The following is a 12,629-nucleotide window of genomic DNA, read 5'->3' on the forward strand; positions in this document are numbered from 1 at the left end:
GACGGGCGACGAGGCCCCACCCGCCCCTTGGACCTCAAGACATCGATCTGTCTGTGCGGTCCCCACATACCTTTCACCGCCGAGCGCGGTAGCTGCGCCGATACCTGCGGCGTCCACATGCTGGAACGGATTATCCCGGTTCCCGAGAACCGATCCATCATGTAACCTGCACGAAATTTTGCACTTACGCAGAGGGCCAACGTCGTCCCTCGGCACCAGCACATGCCAGATGACGACGACGGGAGAGCCGATGCGTACGCCGCGCCAGCCGTCCCAGCACTCCGCGAATGGCCAGAACTGGTCCTTCATGGATGCTCGCCCTGCTGCGCAGGGTATGTACGACCCCCGCAACGAGCACGACGCGTGCGGCGTCGGTTTCGTGGCCACCCTCACCGGCGAGGCGAGCCACACGCTGGTCGAACAGGCGCTCACCGTCCTGCGCAACCTCGAACACCGCGGCGCCACGGGATCCGAGCCCGACTCGGGCGACGGTGCGGGCATCCTGTCCCAGGTCCCGGACGCGTTCTTCCGTGAGGTCGCCGGATTCGAGCTGCCCGAGGCCGGCGGCTACGCGGTCGGTATCGCCTTCCTGCCCGAGGAGGGCACCGAGGACGCCGTCTCGCGCATCGAGACGATCGCCGGCGAGGAGGGCCTGACGGTCCTCGGCTGGCGCGAGGTCCCGGTCGCCCCCGAACTCCTCGGCGCCACCGCCCGTTCCACGATGCCGGCCTTCCGCCAGATCTTCGTGAGCGACGGCTCCAGCACGGACATCGCGCTCGACCGCAAGGCCTTCGTGCTGCGCAAGCGCGCCGAGCGCGAGGCCGGCGTCTACTTCCCGTCGCTGTCCGCCCGGACCGTCGTCTACAAGGGCATGCTGACCACCGGCCAGCTGGAGCCCTTCTTCCCGGACCTGTCCGACCGCCGCTTCGCCTCCGCGATCGCGCTCGTGCACTCCCGGTTCTCCACGAACACCTTCCCGGCGTGGCCGCTCGCGCACCCGTACCGGTTCGTCGCGCACAACGGTGAGATCAACACCGTCAAGGGCAACCGCAACTGGATGCGCGCCCGCGAGTCGCAGCTCGTCTCGGACCTCTTCGGCACCGAGAAGCTCGACCGCGTCTTCCCGGTCTGTACCCCGGACGCCTCCGACTCCGCCTCCTTCGACGAGGTCCTGGAGCTGCTGCACCTCGGCGGCCGTTCGCTGCCGCACTCCGTGCTGATGATGATCCCGGAGGCGTGGGAGAACCACGACTCCATGGAACCGGCCCGGCGCGCCTTCTACCAGTTCCACTCCACGCTGATGGAGCCCTGGGACGGCCCGGCCTGTGTCACCTTCACCGACGGCACCCAGGTCGGCGCCGTGCTCGACCGCAACGGTCTTCGCCCCGGCCGCTACTGGGTCACCGACGAGGGCCTCGTCGTCCTCGGCTCCGAGGTCGGCGTCCTCGACATCGACCCGTCCAGGGTCGTCCGCAAGGGCCGCCTCCAGCCCGGCAAGATGTTCCTCGTCGACACCGCCGAGCACCGCATCATCGAGGACGACGAGATCAAGGCCCAGCTCGCGTCGGAGCAGCCGTACGCCGAGTGGCTGGAGAGCGGCGAGATCGAGCTGGGCGACCTGCCCGAGCGCGAGCACATCGTCCACACCCACGCCTCGGTCACCCGCCGCCAGCAGACCTTCGGATACACCGAGGAGGAGCTGCGCATCCTCCTCGCGCCGATGGCCCGCACCGCCGCCGAGCCGATCGGCTCCATGGGCACCGACTCGCCGATCGCGGCCCTGTCCGAGCGCCCGCGCCTGCTCTTCGACTACTTCACGCAGCTGTTCGCGCAGGTCACCAACCCGCCGCTGGACGCGATCCGCGAGGAGCTCGTCACCTCGCTGCGCAGCGCGCTGGGCCCGCAGGGCAACCTGCTCGACCCCACCGCCGCGTCCTGTCGGTCCGTCCTGCTGCCCTTCCCGGTCATCGACAACGACGAGCTGGCCAAGCTCATCCACATCAACGCCGACGGCGACATGCCCGGCTTCAAGGCCGCGACGCTGTCCGGCCTGTACCGGGTGCACGGCGGCGGTGACTCGCTGGCCGCGCGCATCGAGGAGATCTGCGCCGAGGCCGACGCAGCCATCGACAACGGCGCCCGTCTGATCGTCCTGTCGGACCGGCACTCGGACGCCGAGCACGCGCCGATCCCGTCGCTGCTGCTCACCGCGGCCGTCCACCACCACCTCATCCGCACCAAGCAGCGCACCCAGGTGGGCCTGCTGGTCGAGGCCGGTGACGTCCGCGAGGTCCACCACGTCGCCCTGCTCATCGGCTTCGGCGCCGCCGCCGTCAACCCGTACCTGGCGATGGAGTCGGTCGAGGACCTGCTGTCCGCCGGCACCTTCCTCGACGGCATCGAGCCCGAGAAGGCCATTCGGAACCTGATCTACGCCCTCGGCAAGGGCGTGCTGAAGGTCATGTCCAAGATGGGCATCTCCACCGTCGCCTCCTACCGCGGCGCCCAGGTCTTCGAGGCCGTCGGTCTCGAAGCGACCTTCGTGGAGAAGTACTTCAACGGCACCGCCTCCAAGATCGGCGGCATCGGCATCGACGTCGTCGCCAAGGAGGTCGCCGCCCGCCACGCCAAGGCCTACCCGGCCTCCGGCATCGCCCCGGCGCACCGCGCGCTGGAGATCGGCGGCGAGTACCAGTGGCGCCGCGAGGGCGAGCCGCACCTGTTCGACCCGGAGACGGTCTTCCGCCTCCAGCACTCGACCCGCACCAAGCGCTTCGACGTGTTCAAGCTCTACACCGAGCGCGTGAACGAGCAGTCCGAGCGCCTGATGACGCTGCGCGGCCTGTTCGGCTTCAAGTCCGACCGCCCGTCGATCTCCGTCGACGAGGTCGAGCCGGTCTCCGAGATCGTCAAGCGCTTCTCCACCGGCGCCATGTCGTACGGCTCCATCTCCAAGGAGGCGCACGAGACCCTCGCCATCGCCATGAACCAGCTGGGCGGCAAGTCCAACACCGGTGAGGGCGGCGAGGACCCGGAGCGCCTGTACGACCCGGCCCGCCGGTCCGCCATCAAGCAGGTCGCCTCCGGCCGCTTCGGCGTGACCTCGGAGTACCTGGTCAACGCGGACGACATCCAGATCAAGATGGCCCAGGGCGCCAAGCCCGGCGAGGGCGGCCAGCTGCCCGGCCACAAGGTCTACCCGTGGGTCGCCAAGACGCGTCACTCGACGCCCGGCGTGGGCCTGATCTCCCCGCCTCCGCACCACGACATCTACTCCATCGAGGACCTGGCCCAGCTGATCCACGACCTGAAGAACGCGAACCCGCAGGCGCGGGTTCACGTCAAGCTGGTCTCCGAGGTCGGCGTCGGCACGGTCGCGGCAGGTGTGTCGAAGGCGCACGCGGACGTGGTCCTGATCTCCGGTCACGACGGCGGCACCGGTGCCTCCCCGCTGACCTCGCTGAAGCACGCCGGTGGCCCCTGGGAGCTCGGCCTCGCCGAGACCCAGCAGACCCTGCTGCTCAACGGCCTGCGCGACCGCATCGTCGTGCAGACCGACGGCCAGCTGAAGACCGGCCGCGACGTGATCATCGCCGCGCTGCTGGGTGCCGAGGAGTTCGGTTTCGCGACCGCGCCGCTCGTCGTCTCCGGCTGCGTCATGATGCGCGTCTGCCACCTGGACACCTGCCCGGTCGGCATCGCCACCCAGAACCCGGTCCTGCGCGACCGCTTCTCCGGCAAGGCCGAGTTCGTGGTGAACTTCTTCGAGTTCATCGCGCAGGAGGTCCGCGAGCTGCTCGCCGAGCTGGGCTTCCGCTCCATCGAGGAGGCCGTCGGCCACGCCGAGGTCCTCGACGTGCACCGCGCCGTCGACCACTGGAAGGCGCAGGGCCTGGACCTGGAGCCGCTGTTCCACGTGCCCGAGCTGGCCGAGGGCGCGGTCCGCCACCAGGTGATCGCCCAGGACCACGGCCTGGAGAAGGCGCTCGACAACGAGCTGATCAAGCTCGCCGCCGACGCGCTCGCCGCGGACTCCGCGACCGCCGCCCAGCCGGTGCGCGCCCAGGTCGCCATCCGCAACATCAACCGCACGGTCGGCACCATGCTCGGCCACGAGGTGACCAAGAAGTTCGGTGGCGCGGGCCTGCCCGACGACACCATCGACATCACCTTCACCGGCTCGGCCGGCCAGTCCTTCGGCGCGTTCGTGCCGCGCGGCGTCACGCTGCGCCTGGAGGGCGACGCCAACGACTACGTCGGCAAGGGCCTGTCGGGCGGCCGGGTCGTGGTCCGCCCGGACCGCGGCGCCGACCACCTCGCCGAGTACTCCACGATCGCGGGCAACACCATCGCGTACGGCGCGACCGGTGGCGAGCTGTTCCTGCGCGGCCGTACCGGCGAGCGCTTCTGCGTCCGCAACTCCGGCGCGCTGGTGGTCTCCGAGGGCGTGGGCGACCACGGCTGCGAGTACATGACCGGCGGCCACGCGGTGGTCCTCGGCGAGACGGGCCGCAACTTCGCGGCCGGCATGTCCGGCGGTGTCGCGTACGTCATCGACCTCAACCGCGACAACGTCAACGTGGGCAACCTCGACGCGGTCGAGGCCCTCGACGACACGGACAAGCAGTGGCTGCACGACGTGGTGCGCCGCCACCAGGAGGAGACCGGCTCCACGGTCGCCGAGAAGCTCCTGGCCGAGTGGGACACGGCGGTGGACCGCTTCAGCAAGATCATCCCCAGCACGTACAAGGCAGTGCTCGCCGCCAAGGACGCCGCCGAGCGAGACGGTCTCTCCGAGTCCGAGATCACCGAGAAGATGATGGAGGCGGCGATCAATGGCTGACCCGAAGGGCTTTCTGAACCACGGCCGCGAGGTCGCCAAGTCCCGTCCCGTCGACGTGCGTCTGAAGGACTGGAACGAGGTCTACGTCCCCGGCTCGCTGCTGCCGATCATCAGCAAGCAGGCCAGCCGGTGCATGGACTGCGGCATCCCCTTCTGTCACAACGGCTGCCCGCTGGGGAACCTCATCCCCGAGTGGAACGACTACGCCTACCGCGAGGACTGGTCGGCCGCGCAGGAGCGCCTGCACGCCACCAACAACTTCCCGGAGTTCACCGGCCGCCTGTGCCCGGCGCCCTGTGAGTCGGCGTGTGTGCTCGGCATCAACCAGCCGGCCGTCACCATCAAGAACGTCGAGGTCTCGATCATCGACAAGGCGTGGGAGACCGGTGACGTCGCCCCGCAGGCCCCCGAGCGGCTGTCCGGCAAGACCGTCGCGGTCGTCGGCTCGGGCCCCGCGGGCCTGGCCGCCGCCCAGCAGCTGACCCGGGCCGGCCACACCGTCGCCGTCTACGAGCGCGCCGACCGCATCGGAGGCCTCCTCCGCTACGGCATCCCCGAGTTCAAGATGGAGAAGCGGCACATCAACCGCCGTATCGAGCAGATGCGCGCGGAGGGCACCCGCTTCCGCACCGGCATCGAGATCGGCCGCGACCTGAAGTCCACGGACCTCAAGAAGCGGTACGACGCCGTCGTGCTGGCCGTCGGAGCCACCACGGCCCGCGACCTGCCTGCGCCGGGCCGCGAGCTCAAGGGCATCTACCAGGCCATGGAGTATCTGCCGCTGGCCAACAAGGTCCAGGAGGGCGACTACGTCACCGCCCCGATCTCGGCCGAGGGCAAGCACGTCGTCGTGATCGGCGGCGGCGACACCGGCGCGGACTGCGTGGGCACCGCCCACCGCCAGGGCGCGGCCTCCGTGACCCAGCTGGAGATCATGCCCAGGCCGGGCGAGGACCGGGCGCCGCACCAGCCGTGGCCGACCTTCCCGATGCTCTACAAGGTCACCTCCGCGCACGAGGAGGGCGGCGAGCGGGTCTACTCCGTCTCCACCACCCACTTCGAGGGCGACGAGGACGGCAACGTCCAGTGGCTGCACCTGGTCGAGGTCGAGTTCGTCGACGGCAAGCTGACCCAGAAGCCGGGCACCGAGCGCAAGATCCCCGCCCAGCTGGTCACCCTCGCCATGGGCTTCACCGGCACCGACCGGGACAACGGCCTGGTGGAGCAGTTCGGCCTGGACCTCGACGAACGCGGTAACATCGCTCGCGACGCCGACTTCCAGACCAACGTGCCGGGAGTGTTCGTCGCCGGTGACGCCGGCCGCGGCCAGTCCCTCATCGTGTGGGCGATCGCGGAGGGCCGCTCGGCCGCCCGAGGCGTCGACCGCTTCCTGACCGGAGCCAGCGAACTGCCGGCCCCGATCCGCCCGACGGACCGCGCGCTGATGGTCTGACCGGCCCTGAAAAACGTCCCGTACAAAGGCGTACGGAACATTGGTGGCGCCTGCCTGTCCCCGACCGGACAACTCGGCAGGCGCCGCCGCATTTTTCCGGGTCTTCCGGGTCTTCCGGGAGCTGCTCGGGGTGTTCCGCGACCTGCCGGACGGCCGCCCGCGAAGCCCTGGCTGGTCGGGGGTGTTCCCGGGGGGTGCCGGACGGCCGCCCGCGAAGCCCCGGCTGGTCGGCCCGCAGTCCCTCGAACCGCACTGCCGCGTCCTCGGTGTACGCCCCGACCGAGCCGAGCAGATACGGCCGCTCGGTGTCGGTGAAGGCACCAGGGTCCGGCCGCCCACCTCGACCACGAGCACCGGCCCCCGCTGCCCCACCTTCACCCGCTGCCGGCCGCCCACGTTGAACACCGACAGCCAGCGGCCGTGCATCGAGCCGTCGGCCCAGGGCGCGGGCGGTGGTGCGGGATCGCTCCCCCCGCGGCGGCTCACCGCGACCGCCAGCAGTACTGCCGGACAGCGGTCGGACCCCGGCCGAGCCGGCCTACACCCCGCACGGCAAGCCCGCCGAGAAGGTGCTGCACCAGAAGTGGGGGCCGTAGGGCCCTCCCGGCCGGTTCCCGCCCGACCCGCCACGCCTGTCCGACAGGCTCTACGGCACGCGGTAGGTCTCGCCGTACACCTGCCACTGGAGGGGGGCCGTGAGGGAGAGGTTGCCAGAGTCGAGGAACCGCCGCTGGGCGGTGTCGATACGGGTGGTGTCCGTGTCCGTCTTCCTGGCCTTCATGGCCGCGCGGCGCACATCCAGGAACGCCCCGAGGTACTTCTCCTCCGACCCGCCCTCGGAGGGCGGATCAACCTTGGCCAAGGCCCGCTCGCGCATGCCGTAGAAGCCGTTCGGGTCGGTGTCGGGGCCGTGCAGGACCATCGCGTCGTAGTAGATGAACTGACCCAGGGTGCCGAGGCCGTCCAGCTTGGCCAGACGTACCGCCGGTTCGAAGTAGACGCGGTCGCGCTCCCTGTTCTGGGCCGCGCGGAAGGCCGGGACCTTCGCCTCCTCCTGCCAGGCCGCGGTGAAGCCCGGGTCGAGGCCCTCGTGCGAATCCGTGCCGTCGACCTCGCGCAGCGCGGGCAGATACTCGGCCAGGCCGTTGTCGGGGTGGGCCTTGGTGTAGTTCTCCACCAGGACACGCAGGTCGTGGGTGCCCGTGCAGAAGCCGATCACGCCGGCGGTGTAGCCCTGGCCGTCCTTGAGGTCCTCGATGTAGCCGTAGGAGCCGCGCCAGTTCAGCGTCGAGTACTCGGCCGTCGCCACGATCTGCTGGGCCAGCTCCCTCTTGTCCGATGCCGCGAGCCCGGCGGGAAGGGCGGCTATCGCCTTGTCGTCCGCGGCCCGCTCGGCGGCGTCCGCGTCCCGCTCGGCCTTCGCCTTGGCCTGGTCTCGGGCCAGCTGCTGGATGGCCGTAGGGCTCTGCGCCGCGGAGGCGTCCGAGTCCGTGGGCGTGAGAAGGTATACGGCGGCGGTGACGACCACGGGAACAGCGGCGAACAACAGAGCGGCTTTCTTCATGGCGTATACCGTAAGGCCCCGGTCAGGCCGTCGCTCCCGTCAGTTCTGTCACTTTCACCACGGCTGCGGGGCACGCGTGGCGTAGCCTCGGGTGCGGTTCGGAACGAGGGGGGTTCGGGGATGGCGGCGATCAGTCTCAGAAAGGTCGAGGAGACCGCGCCGGCGCTGGTCAGTCTGTACAAGGCGGCCGGTGCCTCGCTCGGGCGGCACGGACTGGACGGCCAGCGCGCCGCGGTCTACCTCGTCGTCGACTACTCCGGCTCCATGAAGCCCTACTACCAGAACGGCAGCGTCCAGGCGCTCGCCGACCGGGTGCTCGGACTGTCCGCGCACTTCGACGACGACGGCCGGGTGCCGGTGGTGTTCTTCTCCACCGATGTCGACGCCGTCACCGACATCGCGCTCGCCGACCACCACGGCCGGATCGACCGGATCGTCGCCGGGCTCGGGCACATGGGCAAGACCAGCTATCACCTGGCCATGGACGCCGTCATAGACCACTATCTCGACAGCGGCTCGCAGGCCCCGGCTCTTGTGGTCTTCCAGACCGACGGCGGCCCGATCAACAAGCTCGCCGCCGAGCGCTATCTGTGCAAGGCGGCCCGGCTGCCGCTGTTCTGGCAGTTCATCGGCTTCGGCGACCCGGGCAGCCGCCAGTTCGACTTCCTGCGCAAGCTGGACGAGCTGGATGTGCCGGGCAAGCGGGACGTGGACAACGCCGGGTTCTTCCACGCGGGGACGGACCCGCGCAAGGTGTCCGACGCCGACCTGTACGACCGGCTGGTGAGCGAGTTCCCGCAGTGGCTCGCGGCGGCCCGGGCCCGGGGAATCGCACGGGCGTGACACGTCCGGCGGCTCGTTCGCGCGCCTGACGTTGGCTTGAATGCGTGGTCGTGCCACCCTGAGGGAGACCGACGGGAGGCTCGTATGGGCGGCGCACGAGCGGCGGACGATGGGTCAGGAACCGGGCGTGAGGCCCTGTCAGGAGACAAGGGCGCGGCGCCCGGGGTGCCACGGCTCCCGGGTTCTGCGCCCGGGGGCACGGACGCGCGGCGCTCCGGTCCGCCCGGCCGGGGCGAACGGCTCGCCGACTGGGCCGACGGGCGGCTCGGGCTCTACCCGCTGGCCAAGTCGAACCTGCGCAAGGTGTTCCCGGAGCACGGTTCGTTCATGCTCGGCGAGGTCTGCCTCTACAGCTTCATCGTGCTGATCCTCACCGGCGTCTACCTCACCCTCTTCTTCGAGCCCAGCGCCTCCGAGGTCGTCTACGACGGCTCGTACACCCCGCTCAACGGTGTGATCATGACCCGCGCCTTCGAGTCCACCCTGGACATCAGTTTCGACGTGCGCGGCGGGCTGCTGATCCGGCAGATCCACCACTGGTCGGCGGTGGTCTTCGTGGCCGGCATGATCGTGCACATGATGCGGGTGTTCTTCACCGGCGCCTTCCGCAAGCCCCGCGAGCTGAACTGGATGTTCGGCTGGACCCTGCTGATGCTGGGCCTGCTCACCGGACTGACCGGCTACTCCCTCCCCGACGACCTGCTCTCCGGCACCGGCGTCCGCTTCGCGCAGGGCGCGATCCTGTCGGTGCCGATCGTCGGGACGTATCTGTCGTTCTTCCTCTTCGGAGGGGAGTTCCCGGGCCAAGAGATCATCCCGCGGCTGTACCCGATCCACATCCTGCTGCTGCCCGGGATCATGCTGGGCCTGGTCGCCGCCCATCTGATCCTCGTCTTCTACCACAAGCACACCCAGTACCCGGGTCCCGGCCACGACCGGCGCACGGTCGTCGGCATGCCCCTCTGGCCGATCTACACCGCCAAGGCCGGCGGCTTCTTCTTCCTCGTCTTCGGTGCGCTCACCCTGCTCGGCGGCCTCGCCCAGATCAACCCGGTGTGGGCGTTCGGGCCCTACCGCCCCGACCTGGTCACCACCGGCGCCCAGCCCGACTGGTACCTCGGCTTCTCCGAGGGGCTGATCCGGGTGATGCCGGGATGGGAGATCGACGCCTTCGGACACACACTCGCGCTCGGTGTGTTCATCCCGTTCGCGCTCTTCCCGCTGATCATGGCGGCGATCCTGGTCTACCCCTTCGTGGAGGCCTGGGTCACCGGCGACCGGCGCGAGCACCACATCCTCGACCGGCCGCGCAACGCGCCCGTGCGCACCTCGCTCGGTGTCGCCTGGCTCAGCCTGTACTGCGTGCTGTTGATCGGCGGCGGCAACGACATCGTGGCCACGCATCTGTATCTGTCCATCAACACCATCACCTGGTTCGTACGGGTCGCGGTGTTCGTGGTCCCCGTCCTGGCCTACATGATCACCAAACGCGTCTGCATGGGCCTCCAGCACCGCGACCGCGACAAGGTGCTCCACGGCAGGGAGTCCGGCACGATCAAGCGCCTCCCGGACGGCGAGTACACCGAGGTGCACGAACCCCTCTCGCGGGCGCAACTCTTCCTCCTCACCCAGCACGAGCAGCGGGAGCCCTACGAGATCGGGGCCCGGGTCGACGCCCACGGTGTGCGGCGGCGGGTCAAGGTCTCCCAGCGGCTGCGCGCCCGGCTGGCCCGCAGCCTGTACGGGCCCGACAACCACGTCGAGAAGCCCACGCCCGAGGAGTACCGCGAGATCACCCGCGAAGGGCACTGAGCAGCTCGGCCCGGCAGGTGTCCGGGTCGCCCCAAGCGGTGCGCAGGGCCCTCGCCCTAGTCAGCCACAGCGACAGGTCGTACTCCGCGGTGTAGCCGATCGCGCCGTGGCACTGCAGCGCCGTCCGCGCGGTGCCGTACGCCGCCTCGCACGCGCTCACCTTCGCCGCGGCCACGTCCGCGTCGCTCATCGTGAGCGCCGCGCCGAAGACCAGGGGGCCGGCGAACTCCAGCGCGACCCTGGCGTCGGCCAGCCGGTGCTTGACGGCCTGGAAGGAGCCGACCGGGACCCCGAACTGCTTGCGCGGCAACACCGCCACCGTCTGCACCTGGACCGTGGGGTCGTGGGACGTCACCGCGGAGACGGGGCGGTTCCAGGTGAGGCCGACGGTGGTGCCGTCGCGCAGGGGTCCGCGGACTGCTCGGCACCGGCTCCGCCCTGATGCTGCGGATCACCCCCGGGGCACGCTCGGCGCCGCAAACAAGGCGGTGGTCATCCCCCCGGCCTGACCCGCACGGGCACCGGGCGCCGCCACTCCCTCAGCGCCCGTGCACGTCCCGCACCATGAGCCCCGCCACCGTCACGTGTCGCACTCCAGCACCGTCCGGCACAACCCGCACCGCGCCCTCACCCGCCCCCGCACCGGCACCCTGATCCGCTGATGGCACGTGGGGCACGGAAAGGAGACCCGCAGCGGGCCCCGCTCCTGCGGAGTGAAGGAGTAGGGCGTGTCCGGCGCGGCGGCCGGCGCCTGGTCCTGGGCGTGCCGGCGGTCGCGGGCGTAGCGGCGGCGGCCCGCCCAGCCCGCGGCCGTCAGCGGAGGCTGCTGCTCGTCGCGCCGGGCCCGCGCCAGCCCCTTCGTGTACGCCGTGTACGCCTGCGCGCTGGTGAACCAGGTCGAGGGATCCTCACCGAACACCAGCGACCGTTTGGCCAGGACGTAGCCGAACTCCTCCGGAGTGAGGTACCCCAGTTTCTGCGAGGACGCCCCGTCCTCCCGGTAGGCGTCCAGCAGCAGCCAGCCCGCGCCCAGATAGGTCGTCGCCGTGTCGGTGAGGATCTCGTTGCCCCGGGTCCCGGCGAAGGCGAGATCGAGCCGGTGCAGATACACATGCATGATCTCGTGCGCGAGCGCCGCGCCGATGTCCCGGCGATGCGTGCGAAAACGATCGTTGAGTTCGACGAAGTACTCGGGACCCGAGGTCAGTTCGACATTCGCCGCATGGGTCATCTCCCGGAAGGTCACGATCATTCGGGCATCCGGCAGCCGGAAATGGCGTACCAGCTCGTGGGCGACGCGCTGTGTGCCCAGATACAGGTCGTCGGTGTCGCAGAACGCCACATCGGCCGGAGCCACACTGGTCGCGAACGTCCGCACGGTGTCGTACGACAGCCGCCGGTACAGGGCGGTGACGGCCTCCCGCACCGTGTCCAGATGTGCGTAGCCGTGCTCGACCGGTCCGCCGTTCGCCACGCCCGTACCCCCAAGACGCTGAACCCGAATTCCACTCTACGAGGAGAAGAACGGTTTTTCCCCGGCCTGGTTGAGGGCCGGGGACGGTTGCGCGCCGGGAATCAGCCGCCCGCCGGGAACAGTCGCCCGCCGAGAACCGTCGCCCGCCGGGGACGGTCGCGCACACAAACCCTTCGCGGCGCCCCGCGAACCGCTGGCATACTCCGCGCCGTGACCGATGACCATGGCTTCGCGCTCCGGGTGGGCGGCAAGGACGACGCGCTGCAGAAGCGGCTGGACGACGAACTCACCGCGTTCAACGAGCGCGCCACGAGGGCCGGCACGCCGGAGGAGCTCAGTGTGGCCGTCACGGACGCCGACGGCGAGACGGCCGGCGGGCTCACCGGATGGTTCTGGGGCAGTCTGTGCGCCGTGGACATGCTGTGGACATGCTGTGGGTGCGCGAGGACGCGCGCGGCACCGGGCTCGGCAGCCGGCTCATGAGCGCCGCCGAGGAGGAGGGCGTACGCCGTGGCTGCACCGACATGATCGTCTCCTCGTTCACCTTCTAGGCCCCTGACTTCTACCGCCGCCTCGGCTTCCGCGAGACCGGCCGCACGGACGGTATCCCCGGCGGACATCAGGACGTACATCTGCACAA

General features: G+C 70.1%; 6 protein-coding genes and 2 pseudogenes. 5 read left to right on the forward strand and 3 right to left on the reverse strand.

The features are described from left to right. The first annotated feature begins 250 nt into the window (after nt 1–250). Both gltB and ABZZ79_RS24165 read left to right on the forward strand, forming a co-directional pair. Nucleotides 251–4,843, forward strand: coding sequence for a glutamate synthase large subunit (gltB, locus tag ABZZ79_RS24160; protein WP_356692063.1), 4,593 nt, complete (start codon nt 251–253; stop codon nt 4,841–4,843). After that, on the forward strand, nt 4,836–6,296 hold the full coding sequence (locus tag ABZZ79_RS24165; protein WP_356691902.1) for a glutamate synthase subunit beta: 1,461 nt from the start codon (nt 4,836–4,838) through the stop codon (nt 6,294–6,296). Before gltB ends, ABZZ79_RS24165 begins: the two co-directional genes overlap by 8 nt. A gap of 646 nt (nt 6,297–6,942) precedes the next feature. Here ABZZ79_RS24165 and ABZZ79_RS24170 read toward each other — a convergent pair. Next, nucleotides 6,943–7,860, reverse strand: coding sequence for a chitosanase (locus ABZZ79_RS24170; protein ID WP_356691904.1), 918 nt, complete (start codon nt 7,858–7,860; stop codon nt 6,943–6,945). Between the two features lie 120 nt (nt 7,861–7,980). Between ABZZ79_RS24170 and ABZZ79_RS24175 the strand changes: the two genes are divergently transcribed. After that, on the forward strand, nt 7,981–8,703 hold the full coding sequence (locus tag ABZZ79_RS24175) for a VWA domain-containing protein (protein ID WP_356691906.1): 723 nt from the start codon (nt 7,981–7,983) through the stop codon (nt 8,701–8,703). Between the two features lie 84 nt (nt 8,704–8,787). Further along, on the forward strand, nt 8,788–10,515 hold the full coding sequence (locus tag ABZZ79_RS24180) for a cytochrome bc complex cytochrome b subunit (protein WP_356691908.1): 1,728 nt from the start codon (nt 8,788–8,790) through the stop codon (nt 10,513–10,515). Here ABZZ79_RS24180 and ABZZ79_RS24185 read toward each other — a convergent pair. Next, nucleotides 10,496–10,840: pseudogene (locus ABZZ79_RS24185) on the reverse strand (acyl-CoA dehydrogenase family protein); the annotation flags it as partial. The gene ABZZ79_RS24180 and the pseudogene ABZZ79_RS24185 overlap by 20 nt on opposite strands. Nucleotides 10,841–11,095: 255 nt before the next feature. Then, nucleotides 11,096–11,989 (reverse strand): hypothetical protein, encoded by an 894-nt coding sequence (locus tag ABZZ79_RS24190; RefSeq protein WP_356691910.1) that lies wholly within the window; start codon nt 11,987–11,989, stop codon nt 11,096–11,098. A 347-nt stretch (nt 11,990–12,336) separates the two neighbouring features. Between ABZZ79_RS24190 and ABZZ79_RS24195 the strand changes: the two are divergent. Then, nucleotides 12,337–12,540: pseudogene (locus tag ABZZ79_RS24195) on the forward strand (GNAT family N-acetyltransferase); the annotation flags it as partial. Between the last annotated feature and the right edge of the window lie 89 nt (nt 12,541–12,629).

This window comes from Streptomyces sp. NPDC006458 (assembly GCF_040612135.1).
Lineage (GTDB): Bacteria > Actinomycetota > Actinomycetes > Streptomycetales > Streptomycetaceae > Streptomyces.

Bases quoted from the DNA above. Each gene is read 5' to 3' on its own strand.
- ABZZ79_RS24180 (WP_356691908.1), top strand. From the start codon at position 8,788: ATGGGCGGCGCACGAGCGGCGGACGATGGGTCAGGAACCGGGCGTGAG.
- ABZZ79_RS24170 (WP_356691904.1), bottom strand. From the start codon at position 7,860: ATGAAGAAAGCCGCTCTGTTGTTCGCCGCTGTTCCCGTGGTCGTCACC.
- ABZZ79_RS24165 (WP_356691902.1), top strand. From the start codon at position 4,836: ATGGCTGACCCGAAGGGCTTTCTGAACCACGGCCGCGAGGTCGCCAAG.
- ABZZ79_RS24175 (WP_356691906.1), top strand. From the start codon at position 7,981: ATGGCGGCGATCAGTCTCAGAAAGGTCGAGGAGACCGCGCCGGCGCTG.
- gltB (WP_356692063.1), top strand. From the start codon at position 251: ATGCGTACGCCGCGCCAGCCGTCCCAGCACTCCGCGAATGGCCAGAAC.